At 41.8% G+C, this 20,409-nt stretch carries 22 protein-coding genes and 1 pseudogene; 9 read left to right on the plus strand and 14 right to left on the minus strand.

All coding sequences use genetic code 11. The features are described from left to right. Window positions 1-61: 61 nt before the first annotated feature. From B5F71_RS04220 to B5F71_RS04265, 11 genes and pseudogenes are all read right to left on the minus strand, one after another. On the minus strand, window positions 62-1,051 hold the full coding sequence (locus B5F71_RS04220) for a DUF3825 domain-containing protein (protein WP_087207927.1): 990 nt from the start codon (window positions 1,049-1,051) through the stop codon (window positions 62-64). Next, window positions 1,044-1,712: a hypothetical protein gene (locus tag B5F71_RS04225; RefSeq protein WP_087207929.1), complete on the minus strand. Its 669-nt coding sequence runs from the start codon at window positions 1,710-1,712 to the stop codon at window positions 1,044-1,046. The genes B5F71_RS04220 and B5F71_RS04225 overlap by 8 nt, the downstream gene beginning before the upstream one ends. Window positions 1,713-1,714: 2 nt before the next feature. Next, window positions 1,715-2,761 carry a WYL domain-containing protein gene (locus tag B5F71_RS04230; protein WP_087207931.1) on the minus strand — a complete coding sequence of 349 codons (1,047 nt, stop codon included), beginning with the start codon at window positions 2,759-2,761 and terminating at the stop codon, window positions 1,715-1,717. 121 nt (window positions 2,762-2,882) lie between these two features. Next, window positions 2,883-3,635: a DUF3944 domain-containing protein gene (locus B5F71_RS04235; RefSeq protein ID WP_087207933.1), complete on the minus strand. Its 753-nt coding sequence runs from the start codon at window positions 3,633-3,635 to the stop codon at window positions 2,883-2,885. A 236-nt stretch (window positions 3,636-3,871) separates the two neighbouring features. Continuing rightward, window positions 3,872-4,525 carry a hypothetical protein gene (locus B5F71_RS04240; protein ID WP_087207935.1) on the minus strand — a complete coding sequence of 218 codons (654 nt, stop codon included), beginning with the start codon at window positions 4,523-4,525 and terminating at the stop codon, window positions 3,872-3,874. Then, on the minus strand, window positions 4,522-4,962 hold the full coding sequence (locus B5F71_RS04245; RefSeq protein WP_241148548.1) for a hypothetical protein: 441 nt from the start codon (window positions 4,960-4,962) through the stop codon (window positions 4,522-4,524). The genes B5F71_RS04240 and B5F71_RS04245 overlap by 4 nt, the downstream gene beginning before the upstream one ends. Window positions 4,963-5,351: 389 nt before the next feature. Next, window positions 5,352-5,717: pseudogene (locus B5F71_RS04250) on the minus strand (primase-helicase family protein); the annotation flags it as partial. Next, on the minus strand, window positions 5,642-5,920 hold the full coding sequence (locus B5F71_RS04255) for a DNA-binding protein (protein WP_343285795.1): 279 nt from the start codon (window positions 5,918-5,920) through the stop codon (window positions 5,642-5,644). The pseudogene B5F71_RS04250 and the gene B5F71_RS04255, both read right to left, overlap by 76 nt. A 231-nt stretch (window positions 5,921-6,151) precedes the next feature. Then, window positions 6,152-7,177, minus strand: a complete 1,026-nt coding sequence (locus tag B5F71_RS04260) for an ORF6N domain-containing protein (protein WP_087207937.1) — start codon at window positions 7,175-7,177, stop codon at window positions 6,152-6,154. 266 nt (window positions 7,178-7,443) lie between these two features. Beyond that, a complete protein-coding gene (locus B5F71_RS20110; RefSeq protein ID WP_022039094.1) occupies window positions 7,444-7,611 on the minus strand; it encodes a hypothetical protein in 168 nt (55 codons plus the stop codon). A 309-nt stretch (window positions 7,612-7,920) separates the two neighbouring features. Then, window positions 7,921-8,502, minus strand: coding sequence for a TetR/AcrR family transcriptional regulator (locus B5F71_RS04265; RefSeq protein WP_087207939.1), 582 nt, complete (start codon window positions 8,500-8,502; stop codon window positions 7,921-7,923). Between the two features lie 318 nt (window positions 8,503-8,820). Between B5F71_RS04265 and B5F71_RS04270 the strand changes: the two genes are divergently transcribed. The 7 genes from B5F71_RS04270 (at window position 8,821) to B5F71_RS04300 (ending at window position 14,550) form a co-directional block, all read left to right on the plus strand. Then, complete coding sequence (locus B5F71_RS04270; protein WP_087207941.1) at window positions 8,821-9,492, plus strand: DUF4840 domain-containing protein; 672 nt, start codon at window positions 8,821-8,823, stop codon at window positions 9,490-9,492. A 267-nt stretch (window positions 9,493-9,759) separates the two neighbouring features. Beyond that, window positions 9,760-10,713 (plus strand): acyltransferase, encoded by a 954-nt coding sequence (locus tag B5F71_RS04275; RefSeq protein ID WP_022039091.1) that lies wholly within the window; start codon window positions 9,760-9,762, stop codon window positions 10,711-10,713. 92 nt (window positions 10,714-10,805) lie between these two features. Continuing rightward, the gene (locus B5F71_RS04280; RefSeq protein WP_022039090.1) at window positions 10,806-11,291 is read left to right on the plus strand and encodes a ferritin-like domain-containing protein; all 486 of its coding nucleotides are present in this window, start codon (window positions 10,806-10,808) and stop codon (window positions 11,289-11,291) included. A 99-nt stretch (window positions 11,292-11,390) separates the two neighbouring features. Then, window positions 11,391-12,083: a hypothetical protein gene (locus tag B5F71_RS04285; RefSeq protein ID WP_087207943.1), complete on the plus strand. Its 693-nt coding sequence runs from the start codon at window positions 11,391-11,393 to the stop codon at window positions 12,081-12,083. 20 nt (window positions 12,084-12,103) lie between these two features. Beyond that, window positions 12,104-12,676: a cob(I)yrinic acid a,c-diamide adenosyltransferase gene (locus B5F71_RS04290; protein ID WP_022039088.1), complete on the plus strand. Its 573-nt coding sequence runs from the start codon at window positions 12,104-12,106 to the stop codon at window positions 12,674-12,676. 63 nt (window positions 12,677-12,739) lie between these two features. Further along, window positions 12,740-12,961, plus strand: a complete 222-nt coding sequence (locus B5F71_RS04295) for a DUF2795 domain-containing protein (protein WP_013618052.1) — start codon at window positions 12,740-12,742, stop codon at window positions 12,959-12,961. Window positions 12,962-13,350: 389 nt separating this feature from the next. Next, on the plus strand, window positions 13,351-14,550 hold the full coding sequence (locus B5F71_RS04300) for an SAM-dependent methyltransferase (protein ID WP_087207944.1): 1,200 nt from the start codon (window positions 13,351-13,353) through the stop codon (window positions 14,548-14,550). A gap of 175 nt (window positions 14,551-14,725) precedes the next feature. Here the strand turns inward: B5F71_RS04300 and B5F71_RS04305 are convergent, their stop codons facing one another. Genes B5F71_RS04305 through B5F71_RS04315 form a run of 3 tightly spaced genes read right to left on the minus strand, consistent with a single transcriptional unit; the run spans window position 14,726 to window position 17,277 of the window. After that, a complete protein-coding gene (locus B5F71_RS04305) occupies window positions 14,726-15,151 on the minus strand; it encodes a SufE family protein (RefSeq protein ID WP_022039126.1) in 426 nt (141 codons plus the stop codon). Between the two features lie 13 nt (window positions 15,152-15,164). After that, window positions 15,165-16,166, minus strand: a complete 1,002-nt coding sequence (locus B5F71_RS04310; protein WP_022039125.1) for a M28 family peptidase — start codon at window positions 16,164-16,166, stop codon at window positions 15,165-15,167. Window positions 16,167-16,209: 43 nt separating this feature from the next. Continuing rightward, window positions 16,210-17,277: a M20 family metallo-hydrolase gene (locus B5F71_RS04315; protein ID WP_087207946.1), complete on the minus strand. Its 1,068-nt coding sequence runs from the start codon at window positions 17,275-17,277 to the stop codon at window positions 16,210-16,212. 92 nt (window positions 17,278-17,369) lie between these two features. Between B5F71_RS04315 and B5F71_RS04320 the strand changes: the two genes are divergently transcribed. Together B5F71_RS04320 and prfB are read left to right on the plus strand one after the other, a co-directional pair. After that, window positions 17,370-19,175, plus strand: coding sequence for a long-chain fatty acid--CoA ligase (locus B5F71_RS04320; protein ID WP_022039123.1), 1,806 nt, complete (start codon window positions 17,370-17,372; stop codon window positions 19,173-19,175). 74 nt (window positions 19,176-19,249) lie between these two features. Beyond that, window positions 19,250-20,365: a peptide chain release factor 2 gene (prfB, locus tag B5F71_RS04325; RefSeq protein WP_022039122.1), complete on the plus strand. Its 1,116-nt coding sequence runs from the start codon at window positions 19,250-19,252 to the stop codon at window positions 20,363-20,365. The last annotated feature ends 44 nt before the right edge of the window (window positions 20,366-20,409 follow it).

Consider the following 20,409-nt stretch of genomic DNA (forward strand, 5'->3'; position numbering starts at 1 on the left):
GTTTATGCAAATGTAGATACTTCTTTTTGCTTATGGAAATATTTGAGGAGGATGATAGGTGCTAAAGTTTTTTAGGAGATTGTTCTTTTATATATTCCATTACATTATCATGTATTAACCACAATGATTCAAAATAGGGGTCAACCAACATTGCACACTTATATGCATCTTCGATAGAAAGTACCGTTTCTACTTCAAAAACAGCTGCTGCACCTTTTGGCTTTTTGATAGTAATAGGAACTATTAAATCTGGTATTGCTTTTCGCTCTGTGAGAATATAAATAGGGGACAGCAGACTTAAAGGTTCAAAATCACTTTCGTCTTTCGCTGTTCTATTAGAAGGACACTCCCATCGCCAATGCCCCCATTTTAACATTTCACCACCTTCTTGACTTCTTAGTTGATATTCTATTAGCTTTCTAATGAGCTCTTTTTGATCTTCTATTCGAGGTGGGATGAGTTTTTTTTCGTCCATAAAATAATGAAAACACGAAGTTAGCCTTTTTGATAAAAACTTACTTCGATTTTTCTGATTGCTATTCTGTAGTAAATGTTCACTGCGAATAATCAAATTTTTAGAATAAAAATTATTAACCTTACTCCAATTATCTTTAGTAAAGAAAGAATCTCCATTTTCTTTTAGAAAATGAAACTCATCCTCTGTAGTTACAGGTATTTTATCTAATCTATTCCCGTTTTTTCTTTCATCATATCCATGTGCATAAAAATCAATAAAGCTCCATGCATCTGCTTTAAATTCATAAACTCCCCAAATCATATGATTCCCTGGTCCTCTTAAACCTGTGTTAAAAGCTGCATATTTAGCATTTGTTTCAGGGAAATAAGATCCTACCGTGCAATCTAACGAATCTTTGTCATAACGTATATGACCACATTCATTTAAAAAACGGAAACGATACTCAAGATAATTATCCAAAACATCATAATCTCCCCTGATACTCCAAATCTTCTTATCTATATTATTCGAATACTTTTCTAACAGCTTATTTCGAATGCTTTTATCTTCATCAGACCATTTTAAATTATCCATTACATACTTTTTTTAATATGTTAAAAATTCTTTTAGTAGAAAACATAGGAGCTGCTGGATGAATAATAGGTATCACTCGAATATTATTTTTATATATCCATGTTTCAACACTATCCTCATCACACTCAATATCTTTACCTTGTTCGCCTTCTTGTGGTAAATGATTATATAACCGCTTTCCCCACACAATAATGATATCGGGCTTACAAATCTCAATCACTCTCCAAAAAGACTTTTCCGAATCCTTAAATTGATCTTCTGTAGGAGATAAGCGCGGATACTTCAAGGGCTCTTGTACATAATCATAAAAAACTAAATGATTCCAAAAGTTTTGTCTTTGAGTTAATTCCCATTCCTCATTTTCATAAGCCATAGCATTTTCAAATCGTATAAACGTCCTGATATTAAAATTAGGATTCCCACTTATTATCTGTCCAATTAAGTTTTTTACAAAGTAAGATGCATCATCATTACTTTCCGCGTTATCATCATCTTCATCCCCCCAATAAAAACTTTCGCCAAGTATCATCCATTTTTTCCCTTTGCCAGGGCAAAGTTTCCCTTCCTCATTGTAATAAATACCTTCCTCGTATTCATTCCCTATCCAAGGGAGGAATTTCACTCCTCCCTTTTCAAGCTCTTGCTGCATTTTCTCAATCATACTCAATCGTTATATACGTTATACATTCTATTTACTTCTTCTCTAAACTTAGTTCTGTAGTTTCCCAAAACCTCAATATGCCCTTCAAAACTCATCAGCAATCCCAAAAGTTCATTATTGGGGATTACTTCAATGGAAAAACGTCCCGTCTTCGATTGTTCATTCCAAGTCTGCAGTACTTTTTGACTCTTATGCAATCGTTTGGTTAGAATCCTCATGTATGTATAATAGTCTTTGGCTTCTATCTCAATTATCTCTTTTTGATGGCCTTTAAGACGTGTCACCCCAACAATATCATCAAAGTAAGTAGAATAATCCACAGACGATGGAATGTATTTCACCTTCTCTACTTTTTCTATCTCACTAACAATTCTATCCAACGCACAATTATTGGAAGGGTATTGCTTCCCCTCTCCCTCTATCGCTAATCCAAAGACAAACCAACGCAAATTGTATTCTTTCAAATAGTGAGGATGAAAGATAAAAGTGCGTTCCGGTTTGGCATAAGGAGCGTACGTAAACTTTAAAACCTGTTTATCTCTTATGGCATAATAGAATGTAGGCAATAAATCCAAATTCCATAGTTGCTCATTGGAATCAAATGTAATAATGGGCGATGCGCTACTTCCATTTATTTCTTCCTCAGCTTGAAGCTGAAACTTTGCCAGCCAAGAAGCAGGAAACAAGCCTTGAGACTTCTGAATTAAATCTGTCAAAGTCTTTTGACGAAGTTTCCGCGTCTTTTTTCTCAATGGAGACAATAAGTCCTCAGGCACATTCTCCGGATATTTGAATTCCTTGAATCCATCAATCATTTGTTCATCAAAATCCAATCCTTGCGCCTGTAAACATTTTCTAATACGACCTTTGGCCTTATCAAGAACTTTGTTTAAAGATGGTTTTAATGAAATCTTGGGATTATACTCCTCTTGAAAACGTTTCAATACATCTACTGTAGAGATATAATCTCTTTTTTCTCTGAGCATCCGGTCAATCAGTTCAATATATTGAGCTTCAATGCCTGTTCCATAATCACTATATGTTGCCATAAAAATGAGTTTTCAAGTTTATAAATACAAAAATAGAAAAAAGTAGAAGAATAATCTGACTCAAATGCTGAAAACTTCAAGCCAAATAATCTCTGTAACAGTTTATATAATAAGAGTAGGGTTATTCAAGCAACGATTCATTCCATTCGGGGTGTTGCACCTTGTTACGAATGTATGCGATTTGTACTACTGCAGGAATCGTCACCCGGTAGGCAGGACCAGCAATGTCAATTGTCGCCCACAAAATATTTAATGCTATACCTATAGGACCGGCAAAGAGAGAAGTAAGCCGCATCAACATTGCATTTGCAGCCAACGACAATCCTCGTCCAAGCAACGCACGGGCTATCGCATTAGCGGCCACCACTATGAAAATATAGCTCTGAAAACCTCCCCGTCGAATAGCAGCTTGCAAAATAGCAATAATGGCTTGCTTCGTTAATCCGGCGGCTAAACGAACCTTCATGCTTTCAGCCAAAGTGTACAATTCTTCTGCAGACAACTTCTCCACAAGATCATCGAACATTTTCTGAAGGATATACCGTTCTATATTCTCGTCACTTGTGTTCTTGTTAAAGTTGACCTTCAACTTCTTTGCAACATCTCGCAAGATAATATGATAACATACTCCATTGCCTCCACGCAAAAGAGTCATCACCGTATTGGCACCATAACATTGCAGTTCATCAACAATATCCGATACCAATGCACGCATATTGTGAGGATAATAAGTTGCATAATTATCCTTCATTGTCAGCAGTTCATTAAAGCGATGTCCACCTTTCTTGTCCGTGGTAATAATGTCTGCCAACACTCTCAAATCTTCGTTGTCTGCTTTCTGAAGCAATGACAACAAGGCTTCGTCTTTTCTCATAATCGTAAAAATGAAGGTTAAGGTGACTCTTGTTATTTAACCGCCGAGTTTGAGTCTCCGTAATAAACTCGACAGCATCTGATTAATTATTAAATTATATACTACGTTTGCCTTAACCATCAATCTCGCTCGATTATGATGTTGCAAAGGTCTGCATATTTTTTGAAAAGAACAAACTATATAGCTATTAAATGAGTGCAAGACTTTTTAGGAACCTATAAGTAACAAATCTATCGTTATTCTATAGCATTCTTACGCCAATACACATACACATCCCGTATCGAAATCTCATGGTTAAGATATGCCCGACTAATTTCTGTCGGAAGTGTATAAGCCGGATAATCGGTAACCTTGAAATGCCAATAGATACCTCGGTTGTCAGGATAAATACGGCAATTGTGCCGTTCGCAGAAAAGGCGTTCACCTTCGGCGGTATAAAGGTAATAGTTGGTTGCCGCTTTCTGTAATTCCGTGTTATTCTCTTGAAGCTCACGTACTTTTGCGGCAAGTTGTTCCCGCTGTTTTTGCTCGGATTCATAGGCAGATAAATCCATTTCATGCCATGAACCGGTCTTGAAATATTCGTTGGTACGGCAGATGTATTCGCGGATAGCGTCTGTTACAAAAGGTAAACCGTGGATATTGGCCAGCCGTGCAATCTGATTGAGGTTGACTTGCATCTTGTAGCTGATGTTGGCCGTGCGTTTCATCCGCTCGCTCTCTTCTATGGTGAGTGCAGCTGACAGTTTTTTGCCTAATGCAGATTCGCGGATGAACGCTGCCACAGACAGCCGTGCGGCATTGGCTTTCTTTTCAATCGCGGTGTATTCCGCTTCGCTAAACTGTATTTCTTTGCGCTTGGTGCGCTTATTTTCGTTTTCTGTTTTCATCTTTTACGTCCTCCTTTTCGTTGTTTGTTCTTATCCTTGTCATGGTTGAGCGTGTTGTCACTGGTGCCGCAGCCTGTGCCTATCCGGGCAACAGTCGGTTGAATGATAAGTTCGGCGATGCCTTCCATTAGATTGCCACTAATAGATGTTAATGCGCTTTCCCCATTGCTGTTCGCTGTAAAATCGGAATTGGTGTCCTCTTTGGATATAGGGCTGCTGTTCCATTCGATATAATTCTGGTGTCTGTGGTTATGTATTTCTGCTGTCCGATTTTCATTTTTATCGGTGTCCTTCTTGTCATCGGCTTGCATCCTCTTTCGATGATTGGCTGGTGTCAATCCCCATTGTTCCGTTACGGAAATGGATGCTTCCTTTGCCGCCTTTCCGATGTTGGCAAGATTGGCGCGTGTGCCATCATCCAGTACCACGTTTGCCAAAAAGTGGAAGTGTGGATTCTTGTCGTCCTTGTCGTGATGTCTGAAACAGATTCCACCGTTGATTTTGTTGAATCCGTTGAACGGAATACGAAAAGAGGGAAGAAAAAAGAGGATGCTTTACATCCGACAGCGTTGTCAGCAACCGATATTCTCTTTTGGTAGGCAAGGTTTTCCGTTGAAATCTGTTGATGGTGTTGTTGAATCATATAGGCCATATGCATACGTTCTTTCTTATGTTTCATCAGATTCAACAAATTCAACGGTAGTCTTTCAACTTTTCACGGGTAACGGTATAAAAGCGTCCCACTTTCTTGGATGATGCGGAATACTTCTGCCCCGGCAACACGGATATTTGGTAAGTGAAATAAGACAACGCATTGGGAGCAGGCCCAATAACGTGTTTCCTCCGGCTCAATGTAAACGGGGAAATTCTCGTTGTTGGAACACAGCACGAACTTGGCGAAGAACTGTACTTCATAGCGGTCTTTGCCTTTGGCTTCCATCTTGTAGGAATGTGCCGTACTTAGGTTCTTCAACCGTTCACTATCCTCACGGCGGTTGAGCAACACCTCGTCCACGACAATCATCAATTTGCCCGCCCAATCCGCATTGAACTGGCTACGAAAATCCTCATTAGTATTGAACGTGACATTTTCTTGAAACATTGCTTTCAGAAAGTTCAGAAATGTACTCTTTCCTGTATTACGTTCTTCAGATACCAACAGAAGTATCGGCAATTTCTGTGTCGGTTCCATAAGGTCGCATCGCATACTCCGCACATATCCTTTACTTCTTCCCGGCTTAGTAGCCGTTCTTCATCCGCTGCACGGAAAGCCAATGCCACTTCGTTTATCGCGCGATTGATGAGCTCGTCCGAGAATACGCGCAAGTCCTCGCCTGTAATCTCCAGTTTAATATTGGCTGCGCCGTTGGAGATAATTTGCATCAAGTCTGTCATAATCAAAATCAATGCCGCCGGATTGTTTGATACAACCGCTTCGGCAGCATAATAAACGATTGCACCACCTCTCCCGTATCGGAACGATGGTGCAAAAGTATAATTGGATTTCGCTAAAATTCAATGATTTGCGTTTCGCTTATTTCGGCGAAACCGTAAACGAAAGAAACGAAATGGATATTGAATGAGTCCTGTTTATCGCTATGCTTAAAATCCCATTTTAGCAAGACTTTACCGTAATACTAATACTGGATTATTCAGAAGTTGGTCTATCACGGGGTGATAAATGCATCCATCGGTAACGGCTGTAATGGTCGTAACTTTATTCCCTCCGTCTTTGGATGAAGCACCGCAATGATAAATCTGCTCATCGGCTGTTTGGTAATCAATGACAATATATCTGTCATGGAATATACCGCCGGATGTTTGCAGCGAAACAGAAACATCGGGATATTCCCGACAGAAGTCATTAAACTCCGCCTGATGTAGTCGATTGCCGATATTGTCTGAGAATACAGTAATCTTCACATTGGCAGAAACCTCTTTCAAAAGTACCAATGTCTTTAATCCGATATAATTATCCACCACGAATATTGTTTTCTTGGCTGTAGCATAAATCTGTTGGTAAGCCAAATCGGATTCTACAGGTTGGCCGTTGAGTATCAGCCAGCCCCTTCTGACGGTAGGATTGCTAAAGTCAAGCATGACATTCGCCAGTTCCGACTTGGTTACAACATTGCCCAATGTATCTATTATACTGGCAACCTTGTCATCAACAGCTGATAAAGATTTACGCAAATCAAGCAAGTCTTGTGTGTTCTGGGTTGTTTGCAAAGATAGTTGGAGATATTCCCTCTGTCCCAACAACGGCTGGTTGTCAACAATGTAGTCCTTCATCTGCTTGAAGATGCGAATCAAGGCTTTACTTTGCTTGGTTGCCAACTCACCTTTCAAGACGGTCATAAGCATATATATTCCTTGCTCCGTAAAGGCGTATGGATTGTATCTGCGACCTCCCCAACTTGAGGTGGAATTTTTGCACCTCAAGATTTCGCACTCCTCATCGGTCAACTGAAACATGAAGTCTTTCTCAAACTTCTCAATGTTGTTCTTGACCTGACGATTGAAATCTTTGGTGCTGTAACCATAGATTTTAGCCAAATCCATATCAAGCATTACTCGAACACCCCGGATATAGTATATAAATCCTTTCAGATATTCGGCATTGACTTCTTCTATGATAATGTTTTTATCCATATTCGTAAGCTATTATGTTCGTATCTTCTTTAGTCTGCTTTGGTAAGATAACTTCGCCATTCATTCATTTATGTATGACCGTTCAATACCGCAGTCTTTTTCTCTATAACGGCGAAAGTCCTTGTTATGCCCTGATACCGACGAAACCAAATTCGGGTCAACGCTTGTACCTTATGGTTCAAGTCTGTCTTTTCATCTTCTGGCATCAAAGCCACACGACCTTTGTATCTCTGCTTTTCCGGACTCCAATGGTTGGGGCTGAAAGTTCACTTGTTGCCTTGATGTCCTTCTTTCCGGAAATAGATGGTTGCTTGGATCTCTAAATCATTCTTCTTTGCCGTTTTCCGTATGAATGCGGTCACTTTCATAAGCTTCGATTTTATTTCAGGATTGAACACTGCAAAGATAGTGAATTGTTCCCCAATTGTTCCCATTTATCCCAGATTTACTTCAATTCAATTAAATTGAATCAATTTTATATGCTTTCATAAGTAGCTAATAATCAGTTTTGTTTAAACTTTATCGTTTTGCTATTTAAACCTATTGTTCCGGATTTAATTATTCAAATGTGGGGCTGCTTTTTTTCGGGCGTACTAAAAGTGTATTTTGTAAACCAAAAGGACTCTGTAGAAATTTACAAATTAAGAAATGGATGATGAGAAAAAGCGTAGGTGTATATCATCGTCTGCAATGCTAAGAGCCACATGCCTGACATTTCAAACATAGAATTTCTCAATTCTTTATCAGAAAACAATACTCTTGGATTGATTGAGCTTGCTTACGGCTTGTGGAACTATGATTCCTTTTAGCATAAGGGAAGCTGCATAGTGAAGCATTTCCGGAGCACATTCCGCGAGTCGTGCATTGTATAGCAATTCCGTAAATGAACGGAGAAAAATATCCGTATCCAAGCTTGCCTGGATGCGGTGGGTTGACTGGCATGCTGCAATACTTTTTTTCAGTTCGTCCCACCATATTGGGTTAATAGCAAGGTATATCCCTTGATAATGCCGATAGATATCCAACCAGAAAATGCATTCCCCTTTATACAGGTTCTCTATGTATGCCTTGCATGTTTCCCAAAGGCATGCCAACGGATCGGGATTATTGTATGCTATGAGCTGAAACCGGTTTTGCATACGGCCTGAATAGGCTTCCAGGCAAGTATTTATCAAATTGTCTTTGGTTGCAAATACTTGATATATGGTACGTTTGGACACGTTTGTGTGCCGGGCTATGATGTCCATACGTACAGCACGGATACCATATTGTTTGACCGATTGTGAAGTAAAGGCTATAATTCTTTTACGTGTATGCTCATCCATAATTGTATATCAATAGTAACTCTTGTTTTCAGGATAAAGCAATCGGACGGGAAATACTGCGCATGGGTATGTTAATAAACCTGAATCCAATTATTGTTTGTTATGAGACATATTGCTTCTAGGGTTGGGGTGGAAACTCAATTTGCAAAATGAGTTTTCTTTGTGAAAAGGGATGTCTAATGGCTTGATTTCCAGCAATGAAACGTTGTTTAACAATTGAGCCGTGCAAGATTTAAGGCGCTTTTGCATTTACTGCGCGAAACGATTGCAAGGAAGTCGTAGATAAACTGTATTAATTAATTTTTAAACCGTAGAAAAATGAAAAAAGTAATTAAACCTGTACGAGTTCTTGTTTCAATGTTATTAATGGGATGTGCTATAAGCTTCTCGGCTTGCAGCGATGATGAAAACACTCCACAGGTACCCGATGAAGTGACAACAGATGCCATGTTCGGCGATTATACGGGTAAAGTGGTAATGAGCAGTGTCAATCCGCTGGAAGGAGAAGATACCGGAGAAGGTGAAGAGACTCCTGCCGGAACCGATATTTCTGCCAGTGTGGCCGATGATACCATCAGTTTTACCAATTTCCCCATTAAAGACATTGTACTTTCGGTTGTCGGAGATGAAGCATTGGCAGACCAAATTGTAGAAGCAGTAGGTGATGTCAATTATAAAATCGGGTACGAACCGACACTGACCGCCAATAAGGATAGCGTGGTATTTGTCATGCATCCCGAATCTTTGAAATTATCCGTGACCCTTCCTTCATCTACCGAAGAAGAAGCTCAGCCTTTGCTGGTAGAAGTAAAAGTTGAGGCTGGCAATGCTGCTGCTTATGCTGTAGAATCCGGCAATATGAAGTTCGATTTTCATGCTGCAGAAATCTTGTTGGGCGAAGGCGAAGGTCAGACATCACTTCCCGGTTTTAAAGGGATGAGTTTTGATTTTGACATGAATCAGAGCAAGCTGGCCCATCATGGCTTTTAACAATAGCTTTTCTTCTGTTGATTGACCTGTCTTTTGTTTTGCCACACTGTTTTCTTAATAGATTTTCATCAGAAAACAGTGTGGCATTTCTTTTTATGAATGCCGCCTTTACATACGATACCATCGATTGGTGGAGATACTTGCATGTTCTTGCGCACTTATGTGCGTAGACCTATGCATATAGGTGCGTTTTAGTGGGTACTTTTTTTACATCGTATGATTTATTTCCGTATTTTTGGTCTTTCAAATAAAAAAGTCTCAAATATCATGAACGGAAAACGTATCGGAGAAATCGATTACCTGAAGTGTGTCTGCATCTTGCTGATGATAGCCTTCCACCTGGTGTTCTTTAGTGAAAAATATCCGTTGGCGAAGCAATGGGTATACACGTTTCACATGCCGGTATTCTTGATTTTGTCGGGGTACCTGATGCAAATTGAGAAACGGCCAAGTGAATTCCTGAGGGCGATGGCATGGATATTTGTCCCTTACATGGTGATGGAAACGGGATATGTGGCGATGTCGGCGGTGCTTCCTGTCCGTGATAAGGTGGATTGCCTGAGTGTAGGACTGATGCTGGAGAAATTATTCCTTCATCCGATGGGACCCTATTGGTATCTGCATACCTACCTGTTGTGCGGGCTAATATATTATGGTGTATTTCATTGGGCAGAGAAGATGAGGCTTGTGTCTCGTCTGGTCGTATTAGGTACGGGATATGCCGTTCTGGCAGATGCCTGTCAACTTGTGTCATTACCCAATGCCTTGTATTTCCTGGCTGGAGTTGCTTTGCGCCGTTCGGGCATGACATTTACATCTTTTTTCTGTCCTTCTGTATGGGCATTGATCCCTTTGGTGTGGCTGAGTGCCGATATGGCGAATCTGAATCGTTTCACTTTGGGGGGTGTTGCCATTGTGTACCTTGTGGCGAGTGTACTCTTGAGCCTCTATACGGTTATACCTGCTGGTATCAGGCGTGTTTCCGACTATGTAGGGAGGCATACGCTGGTATTGTTGGTCTTCTCTCCTGTGTTTACTATGCTTTCGAAAGGATTGGTACCATTGTTTATGTTCGACGAAACCGGTTTTTGTTTTCTTTTCGTGGCGATGATATTAACGGTGACAGGCTCATTTGGTATAGCTTGGTGTATTGATCGTGTGGGAGTTTCTCCCTATTTTTGGGGGAAGAAGCAGATGCTCCAGCCTTTTCATCCGAAATGACAATTTGGCACGATGTGGGTTCTGGCATTTCTTTTGTAGAAACTCATAATGTATTTATCTCTTGCATTTAATAATTAAAAAATAATACGACTATGATTTCAGAAAAATTACAAAACGCGATGAACGAACAGATCACAGCAGAAATGTGGTCTTCTAACCTGTATCTTTCTATGTCTTTCTATTTGCAGAAAGAAGGTTTCGATGGCTTTGCCAACTGGATGCGTAAACAATCGCAAGAAGAGTTGCAACATGCATACGATTTGGCAGACTATATCGCAAAACGCGGCGGTGCTGCTAAAGTAGACAAAATCGATGTCGTTCCGCAAGGCTGGGGCAGCGTATTGGAAGTATTCGAACATGTGTACAACCACGAATGTCATGTATCTGAGTTGATTGACAATCTGGTAAATGTAGCTTCGGCAGAAAAAGACAAAGCTTCTCAGGATTTCTTGTGGGGCTATGTCCGCGAACAAGTGGAAGAAGAAGCTACCGCACAGGGTATTGTCGACAAATTGAAAAAATGTAACGACTATGCCGGTGTTCTTTATCTGAATGACAAACTGGGCGCACGCGAATAAGTCCGTGTTGACAAATGAACGGCACAGGGGCATGGAGACACAGAGGTAATGGACTTTCGGTGCCTTTATGCCTCTTGTCTTTATAATGCGTGATACGTTATGAAGATGTCCGACCTATGCTTGCGGATATGGAATTGGTGTTGCCGGTTCCGGCACCGGTGCGGGTATGGTGTACATTCACCTTCCGATTTTTTTCTGATTACATCGGTCATTTATGAAAAGATGCCTTATTATGCTTTTCAGCTTTTGCACTATAGCCGGGAGGATGAGAAAGACCAACTGTTCCATTATCGTGAAAAAACCGACCGGTTGCTGTTCCGGTTGGTCAATTATCTGCAGCCGGCATCAATGCTGGAAATAGGGACAGGGTGCGGACTGGATACTCGCTATATGGCAGAGGCAAAGCATGTCCCTCTCTTTACGATTGATGAGGAAAGACAAGACAAGGCAAGAATAAAACATGTCCTTTCTGCGTATCCGTTAGTGGATTACCGGACAGGAAATGTACTCCGCTTGCTTGACGAGGCATTGACAGGCAGACCGTTTGCTGACCTGATACACATCGGACATACACCTTATTATAAAGAAGCATTTGAGCGGTTGCTGCCTATGGTTACCGACCGTACGTGCATCATTGTAGGCGCACCGTATGCTACTCTTGAGAAAAAACGATGGTGGAAGCAGACGATTGCAGATACCCGTACGGGAGTCACATTCGATTTGTATGACATCGGTTTGGTTTTCTTTGATAAGAAACGGGTGAAAGAACATCGTATTGTCAATTTTCTTTAACTTAATACAACAGAGATGTTATGAAGAAAAGTATGGTCTATACGCGTACAGGCGATGATGGAACGACTTCGTTGATAGGAGGTGTACGAGTTCCGAAAACGCATATTCGACTTGAAGCATACGGCACTGTTGATGAGCTCAATGCGCAGATAGGGTGTCTAGTCTCGCAGATGGAAGAAGGTACAGACAAATCTTTGTTGCAATTCGTGCAACATAAACTTTTCGTTTTGGGAGCTTATTTGGCGACAGAGACTTCGAAGACTGATTTGTCGCCTGTATCTCAGATTACGGATGAAAACATTACCCGGCTGGAAGAAGCCATTGATACCTTAGATGCTTCTCTGCCTCCGCTTCGTGGGTTTATCTTGCCTGGCGGTTCGTATGCAGCTTCTACCTGTCATGTATGCCGTACGGTATGTCGTCGTGCAGAACGTTGTATTTGGGCACTGGAAGAAGCAGAAACAGGTTTTGAGATAGCCAGAAATGTGAAACAGTTTGTCAATCGTTTATCGGATTATTTGTTTGTTCTATCACGAAAGTTAAATCAATTAACACACCATGATGAAATTTATTGGGATAAGAGTTGCAAATGACATAAATTGTTATACTTTTGTGCCCCGATAATGTGAATGTAAAACTTTATAAACTGAAATACTATGTATTGGACATTGGAATTGGCCTCAAAATTGGAAGATGCACCATGGCCTGCTACAAAAGATGAGCTGATTGATTACGCAATGCGTTCGGGTGCTCCTATGGAAGTGATTGAAAATTTACAGGAAATGGAAGATGAAGGCGAAATCTACGAAAGTATCGAAGACATTTGGCCCGATTATCCTAGCAAAGAAGATTTCTTCTTCAACGAGGACGAGTATTGATGAGTTTGATATGAATATCAGCAGTTTACTTGTACAAGTGTAGTAAAAACATGTACTTATACTTTGAACGGTATGCAATTGTACATTTTCATGGATACATACTTCCGGTGTCATTCCTGTTGACAGTGTCACGCTGACAAGTAAGACAGGGTCTTTTCGCAATATGGCTGCATCCTTGTAAGATTATTAATCTTACAGCGTGAAGATTAATAATCTTTCGGCATGAAGATTAATAATCTTACAAGCAAGGCAGCTATGTGGCATATTGAAGTTGAATGCAGGTATTCATTTTTTAACGGGTGTGCCGAAATGCACACCCTTATTTTTTGCCTTTGTTGAATATAGGTAAACAAAGAAAAATATATCTTTGTAGCAGATAGTTTGTACATATGAAAAGATTATCCTCCGAAACACTTGCTTTTATTCATGCACATTGGGGAGATGATGTGCGTGCTTTGGCGCTTCAAGCGAAGAAATATCCCGAGGTGGATATGCTTGAAGCTGCTGTCCAGATTGCTGGCAGACAGGTTGCCGAAAGGAAAATTCCTTCTTGGGCAAAGGTGGAATCAGTGCGTTATCCTTCCCATTTATCGATGGAACAATGCTCTTCTGAACTAACGGCACGCTATAAAGCATCGCTTATAAATGGAGAAACATTTGCCGACCTGACGGGAGGGTTAGGCGTAGATTGTTCGTTCATTTCTCAAAGATTCCGGAAGGCAGATTATGTAGAACGTCAGAATTCATTGTGTGAGTTAGCTGTTCATAACTTTGCAGCATTAGGACTGCGACATATTCATGTTCATTGTGCGGATGGTGTATCTTATTTGTCGCAAATGACACCTGTAGACTGTCTGTTTCTGGATCCTGCCCGAAGAGACAGTTATGGAAGCAAGACTGTAGCAATATCTGATTGTGAACCCGATATAGGGATACTCGAACCGGTATTGGTGGAAAAAGGGCGGAAGGTAATGATTAAGTTATCACCTATGCTGGATATAGTTAAAGCTCTTCAGGTGTTGAAACACATCACGCAAATTCACATTGTGGCTGTTCATAACGAGTGTAAAGAGTTAATAATTCTGTTAGAAAAGTCTGTTGAAAAATCGGATTGTATTGGTTCTGAGGTGTGTATATATTGTAAACAGATTGTTGATAACTTGTTGATACCACCTTTTGTATTTACGCTTTCCGAAGAGAGAAATGCGATGTGTGAGTATGCTGACAAGGTGGAAACTTATCTGTATGAACCAGGAGTGACTTTGCTGAAAGCAGGTGCTTACCGATTGTTGGCTTTGCGTTACGGTGTGAAAAAACTGCATCCCAACAGCCATCTGTATACCTCCGACCATCAAGTGGATTTCCCAGGCCGTCAGTTTCAAGTAGAAGCCGTTTCTGGGTTCGGGAAAAAAGAGTTGAAAACCTTGTTGGGGGGAGTAGAGAAAGCAAATCTGACAGTGCGCAATTTCCCCGCTTCGGTAACAGAGTTGCGGAAGAAACTAAAATTGAAAGAGGGTGGCGAAATATATCTGTTTGCCACTACATTAAAGGATGAGGAACGGGTATTAATAAAGTGTTCAAAAATATGACCGCCCGTATGAACAGGCATAAGCAACTGTTTTGAATTTCCTACAAGAAGTTTTTCTTGGCTTGATGTGTTCGTTTCGTGTGTGCACGATAAATTCAAAACAGGTCCTAAATATCTGTGTTCATTTGCGCAAATAAATTGTATTTACATACGGACAGTCGTATTTTTATTTTCTTTCAACTTCGTTTTGCCTTGAAAGCCAAAGCATACATGCGCATTTGCTTTACCATGGCAAGCAGCCCGTTACTGCGGGTTGGCGAAAGGTGTTCTTTCAGTCCAATCCGGTCAATGAAATAAAGGTCAGCATCCAGAATTTCATCAGGTGTATGCCCCGAAACCACCTTTATCAGCAAGGCGATAATGCCTTTCACTATCAAAGCATCGCTTTCTGCCTGAAATATGATTTTCCCGTCTATAAAGTCTGCCTGTAACCACACGCGGCTTTGGCAACCATCTATCAGGTTTTGTTCGGTTTTATATTGTTCGTCAAGGGGGGGCTGTTCGCTGCCCAGATCGATAAGCAACTGATATTTGTCCATCCAGTCATCGAAGTTGCTGAACTCGTCGATAACCTCGTCTTGTAGTTCGTTGATTGTTTTCATATCGAGTTATTTTTTATTTTTCATTATAAATTACATTCATTACGGTTTCTCCCACAGCCTGCAAGGTTGCCTTATCAATGCAGTCCATGTTGTCTGCCACTGTGTGCCAGGTAGGGTGGAAGCCTGTTTCGCTGTGTGGGTCATAACCGATGATATCCACACACGGGATTTGGCGGAGCCGGTTCACGTATATGTGGTCGTCTGTCACGTTGCCGCCGTTTTCTTTGATGAAGAACTGTTTATGCCCCAGTCGGTGTGCTGTATCCCAAATTTTCTTCATTGGTGAATTTGCCGTTTGACTGGAATATTGTTCGTAATAGAAAGTTGCTCCTTTGCCTCCCACCATATCCAGAAGGATGCCGAAACGTGCCTTGTAATCAGGTACATGTGGTACACGTCCCCAATATTGAGAACCCAGGCACCATGTGTCTTGCTTGTAATCGCCCTCATAAAATTCAGGGATACCATAGTCTTCCGCATCAAAGAACACGATGTCGATGCCGATAGCTGGAGCCTGTTGTTGTAAGTGACGGGCGATTTCCAGCAGTACACCTACACCACTGGCACCATCGTTGGCACCATCGATGGGAGTATGGTAATGTGCTTCCTGACCGGCATCGGCATAAGGACGGCTGTCCCAGTGGGCGCACAGCAGGACGCGCTTCTTGGTGTCAAGGTTGTACGAACCGATGATATTGTGCATCTTCAGTACTTTTCCATCGTATGAAATGACATCGCCAAACTGGTTATACACCGTAGCTCCGAAGTCGCGCAGTTGTTGTGAAAGGTATCCGCCACACTTGCGGTGGGCTTCAGTATTCGGCACACGTGGACCGAATGCCACTTGTTTCTGAATGTACAGGTAAGCACTGTCGGCATTAAATTCAGGTACTTGCACGTTATTTTCCTGGTTTGTCTCTTTTTCCGAGGTATTTTTATTCTTACTGCTCCCACATGCAGCGAGGCAGACCGACAACAACAGGAAGAAGCCACAAAGGAAGATGTTTGGTTTCATTATATGCATTTTTTATTGAGTTTAATGGAGTATCACTTATCACTTAAATCTTCAATCCGTCTAATATGGCGATATAGGTATGAATGGCTTCTTCTATCTCACTGACCATTACATACTCGTCTGCCGTGTGCGAACGTGACGATTTGCCCGGTCCTATCTTGACGGAAGGAAAGTGCATCAATGCCTGATCGGAAAGCGTAGGCGAACCGAATGGTATCTTTCCCAGTTCGACGGCGCGCTTCACGAACGAATGTTCAGTATCAATGTGCGAAGAGTTGAGACGGAACGAACGTGCTTTTGCTTCGCAATGGATATGAGTGGTGATTTCGTTAAACAATTCTTCGTTCGAATAGCATTCGTTACTCCGGATATCCACTACGAAAGAACATAGGTCGGGAATGACATTGTGCTGTGTACCAGCATTGATTTGAGTGACACTCATTTTTACTGGTCCCAATAATGGAGATACTTTGGAAAAACGGTAATCTCTGAACCATTCGATATCCTCCAATACCTTATAAATTGCATTTTCTCCTTCTTCGCGTGCAGCATGTCCGGCTTTACCATGAGCCGTAACATCGAGTACCATCAGACCCTTTTCTGCTACAGCAGGTTGCATGTCGGTAGGTTCGCCCACTATCCCCAGTGCAATGGGAGGCAGTTGCGGTAGTACACTTTCAATACCTCCTTTACCCGACACTTCTTCTTCGCATGAGGCAAGGAATATCAGGTTATAGCTTTGAGTGGTGGTAGTCAGGTAACGATATGCCTGAAAGAGTGAAACCACGCTGGCACCGGCATCGTTGCTTCCCAACCCATACAGCTTCCCGTTTTCCAGTTTTGCAGTGAAAGGTTGTTTTCGCCAGCCGTTTACAGGTCTGACTGTATCAATATGTGAGTTTAGCAGGATGGTGGGACGGTTAACGTCGAACATCGGGCTGATACACCAGATATTGTTTCCCGAGCGTCCGGTCATGATGCCGCTTTCCTCGATGTAATTTTGCAGGAAATCGGCAGCCGCTTCTTCTTCCCGACTTATGGAAGGGATTCCGATGAGGGAATTCAGTAGCGTAAGTGCTTCCGAAGTGTAATAATTAGTATCCGATAACATAAGATTCTTTTGTTTTGCCAGCAAAGATACTTCATTTATTCAAATTAAACCCTATCTTTGCAGGTAGCGATTACAAAATAAATAAAATTTAAATGAGTGAATCTTATTTGTCTACACTGATTGAACGGCAGGCCGGGAAATACGGCGTACGTGCAGCTCTGAAATACCGTGACTACAAACAAGGTGTATGGATTCCGGTTTCGTGGAATCAGTTTGCCGGAAAGGTAAAGAAAGTGGCTCGTGCCTTGGTGGCTTTAGGTGTTGAGGTACAGGAAAATGTAGGTGTGTTCTCTCAGAACATGCCTGAATGTCTCTATACCGATTTCGGGGCATTCAAAAGCCGCATAGTTACTATTCCGCTGTATGCCACCAGCTCGGAATCGCAAGTGCATTATATCGTAGAAGATGCCTCCATCCGCTATTTGTTTGTGGGCGAACAATATCAATATGATGTGGCCTATCGGGTGCAGCAGCTTTGCAAGACTCTGAAGCGAATCATCATTTTCAGTCCCGATGTAATGCGGGCAGCAGAAGATACTCATTCTATTTATTATGACGATTTCCTCCAGTTGGGTGAGGCAAACGAACTGCAGGCAGAAGTAGACCGGCGCACGGGGGCTGCAGTGTCGACTGACCTTGCTAACATTCTTTACACTTCAGGTACTACGGGCGAATCGAAGGGAGTGATGTTGCATCATTCATGTTATGAGGCAGCTTTCCAAGCGCATAACAAGGTATTGCTTACCTTGACCGACCAGGATGTGGTGATGAATTTTCTACCTTTTACGCACGTGTTCGAACGTGCGTGGTCGTATTACTGCCTGACAAAGGGTTGCCTGCTCTGCATCAACCTTTATCCGCAAGATATACAGATGACTATTAAGGAAATTCGTCCTACGGCAATGTGCAGTGTGCCACGTTTTTGGGAAAAAGTATATGCAGGTGTCCATGAAAAGATAAACGAAGCTTCGGGGCTAAAGAAAAGCCTGATGCTGGATGCGCTTAAGACAGGACGCGAACACAACATCGATTATCTGATGAACGGTAAGACACCTCCTCCGATGTTACATCTGAAATACAAGTTTTACGAAAAGACGATTTACAGTGTACTGAAAAAGACTATCGGTATCGAACGGGGCAATTTCTTTCCCACAGCCGGAGCAGCGGTGTCAAAGCAAATAGAAGAATTCGTCCATTCAGTAGGCGTCAACATGGTAGTAGGATACGGGTTGACTGAAACTACGGCCACTGTTTCGTTGGGATGGATGGACGACTTCCGCACGGGTTCCGTGGGACGGCTTATTCCCGGACTTGAGCTGAAGTTCGGCGAGGATGGTGAGATCTTGCTTCGAGGCGAGACCGTGACAAAGGGATATTACAAGAAAGAAGCCCTGACTCGCAAGGTAATCAGCGAAGACGGATGGTTTCATACGGGGGATGCAGGTTATATGAAAGATGGTTTTTTATACCTTACCGATCGGATAAAGGACTTGTTCAAGACATCAAACGGTAAATATATCGCCCCTCAGGCGATAGAAACCAAACTGGTGGTAGACCGGTACATTGATCAGGTGTCTATCATAGCAGACCAACGCAAGTTCGTCTCTGCACTGATTGTGCCCGAATACAAACAGGTGGAAAAGTATGCCCAAGACCATCACATTGCTTATGCCGACCGTGCGGACCTGTTGAAGAAACCCGAAATCATTGCCTTGTTCCAGATGCGTATCGATACGTTACAGCAGGAATTTGCCCATTACGAACAAATCAAGAAGTTCACCTTATTGCCCGAACCATTCAGTTTGGAAAAAGGTGAATTGACCAATACCCTGAAAATCAAACGTCCGGTATTGATGAAAAATTATGCGAATGAAATCAACAAAATGTATGAAGAGTGATTTTCTTGTTTCCTAATTTTTACACTAACGTAAAAATGGCTAATTTTGCAAGTTGAATAAGGAGTAGTAAACATATGATAACAACAGACCAACTAAAAGACATAAAAGAACGTACAGAAGCACTGAACCGTTATCTGGATATTGATAACAAGAAAATGCAGGTAGAGGAAGAACAACTTCGCACACAAGTGCCTGGATTTTGGGACGATGCGAAAAAGGCAGAGGCTCAGATGAAGAAAGTAAAGGCTTTGCAGGCATGGATTGACGGATATAATGAAGTAAAAACTTTGGCAGATGAACTGGAACTGGCTTTTGATTTTTATAAAGATGAACTGGTGACAGAAGCCGAAGTAGATGAGGCTTATGCCAAGGCGGTTAAGGCGGTGGAAGAATTGGAACTGAAAAATATGCTCCGTTCTGAAGCAGACCAGATGGACTGTGTACTGAAAATTAACTCGGGTGCCGGAGGTACAGAAAGCCAAGATTGGGCATCCATGTTAATGCGTATGTATATGCGCTGGACAGAAAGTCATGGTTATAAGTTGTCGGTCGCTAACTTGCAGGAAGGTGATGAGGCTGGTATCAAGACGGTTACAATGAATATTGAAGGGGCGTATGCATACGGTTACCTGAAAGGAGAAAACGGAGTACATCGTCTGGTACGTGTTTCGCCTTACAATGCACAAGGCAAGCGAATGACTTCTTTTGCTTCTGTATTTGTCACACCATTGGTAGATGATTCGATTGAAGTGACTGTAGAACCCGCCCGTTTATCCTGGGATACGTTCCGGAGTGGCGGTGCCGGTGGCCAGAACGTCAACAAGGTAGAATCGGGGGTACGCTTGCGTTACCAATACAAAGATCCGTATACGGGTGAGGAAGAAGAAATCCTGATTGAAAACACCGAAACGCGCGACCAGCCTAAAAACAAGGAGAACGCCATGCGTCAGTTGCGTTCTATCTTGTATGATAAAGAGTTGCAACACCGTATGGAAGAACAGGCAAAGGTAGAAGCTGGAAAGAAGAAGATTGAATGGGGCTCACAGATACGCAGCTATGTATTCGACGACCGTCGTGTGAAAGACCATCGCACCAATTACCAGACTTCGGATGTCAACGGGGTAATGGATGGGAAAATAGACGGTTTTATCAAAGCCTATCTGATGGAATTCTCGGACAGCGAGGCATGAATCAATTAACAAGTCGGCAAGGTTTTCATAAAAACCTGAACCTT

The organism is Bacteroides sp. An269, from assembly GCF_002159755.1.
GTDB lineage: Bacteria > Bacteroidota > Bacteroidia > Bacteroidales > Bacteroidaceae > Phocaeicola > Phocaeicola intestinalis.

Bases quoted from the DNA above. Each gene is read 5' to 3' on its own strand.
- B5F71_RS04220 (WP_087207927.1), bottom strand. From the start codon at position 1,051: ATGGATAATTTAAAATGGTCTGATGAAGATAAAAGCATTCGAAATAAG.
- B5F71_RS04225 (WP_087207929.1), bottom strand. From the start codon at position 1,712: ATGATTGAGAAAATGCAGCAAGAGCTTGAAAAGGGAGGAGTGAAATTC.
- B5F71_RS04230 (WP_087207931.1), bottom strand. From the start codon at position 2,761: ATGGCAACATATAGTGATTATGGAACAGGCATTGAAGCTCAATATATT.
- B5F71_RS04235 (WP_087207933.1), bottom strand. From the start codon at position 3,635: ATGAGAAAAGACGAAGCCTTGTTGTCATTGCTTCAGAAAGCAGACAAC.
- B5F71_RS04240 (WP_087207935.1), bottom strand. From the start codon at position 4,525: ATGAAAACAGAAAACGAAAATAAGCGCACCAAGCGCAAAGAAATACAG.
- B5F71_RS04255 (WP_343285795.1), bottom strand. From the start codon at position 5,920: ATGACAGACTTGATGCAAATTATCTCCAACGGCGCAGCCAATATTAAA.
- B5F71_RS04260 (WP_087207937.1), bottom strand. From the start codon at position 7,177: ATGGATAAAAACATTATCATAGAAGAAGTCAATGCCGAATATCTGAAA.
- B5F71_RS20110 (WP_022039094.1), bottom strand. From the start codon at position 7,611: ATGGGAACAATTGGGGAACAATTCACTATCTTTGCAGTGTTCAATCCT.
- B5F71_RS04265 (WP_087207939.1), bottom strand. From the start codon at position 8,502: ATGGATGAGCATACACGTAAAAGAATTATAGCCTTTACTTCACAATCG.
- B5F71_RS04270 (WP_087207941.1), top strand. From the start codon at position 8,821: ATGAAAAAAGTAATTAAACCTGTACGAGTTCTTGTTTCAATGTTATTA.
- B5F71_RS04275 (WP_022039091.1), top strand. From the start codon at position 9,760: ATGAACGGAAAACGTATCGGAGAAATCGATTACCTGAAGTGTGTCTGC.
- B5F71_RS04280 (WP_022039090.1), top strand. From the start codon at position 10,806: ATGATTTCAGAAAAATTACAAAACGCGATGAACGAACAGATCACAGCA.
- B5F71_RS04285 (WP_087207943.1), top strand. From the start codon at position 11,391: ATGAAGATGTCCGACCTATGCTTGCGGATATGGAATTGGTGTTGCCGG.
- B5F71_RS04290 (WP_022039088.1), top strand. From the start codon at position 12,104: ATGAAGAAAAGTATGGTCTATACGCGTACAGGCGATGATGGAACGACT.
- B5F71_RS04295 (WP_013618052.1), top strand. From the start codon at position 12,740: ATGTATTGGACATTGGAATTGGCCTCAAAATTGGAAGATGCACCATGG.
- B5F71_RS04300 (WP_087207944.1), top strand. From the start codon at position 13,351: ATGAAAAGATTATCCTCCGAAACACTTGCTTTTATTCATGCACATTGG.
- B5F71_RS04305 (WP_022039126.1), bottom strand. From the start codon at position 15,151: ATGAAAACAATCAACGAACTACAAGACGAGGTTATCGACGAGTTCAGC.
- B5F71_RS04310 (WP_022039125.1), bottom strand. From the start codon at position 16,166: ATGAAACCAAACATCTTCCTTTGTGGCTTCTTCCTGTTGTTGTCGGTC.
- B5F71_RS04315 (WP_087207946.1), bottom strand. From the start codon at position 17,277: ATGTTATCGGATACTAATTATTACACTTCGGAAGCACTTACGCTACTG.
- B5F71_RS04320 (WP_022039123.1), top strand. From the start codon at position 17,370: ATGAGTGAATCTTATTTGTCTACACTGATTGAACGGCAGGCCGGGAAA.
- prfB (WP_022039122.1), top strand. From the start codon at position 19,250: ATGATAACAACAGACCAACTAAAAGACATAAAAGAACGTACAGAAGCA.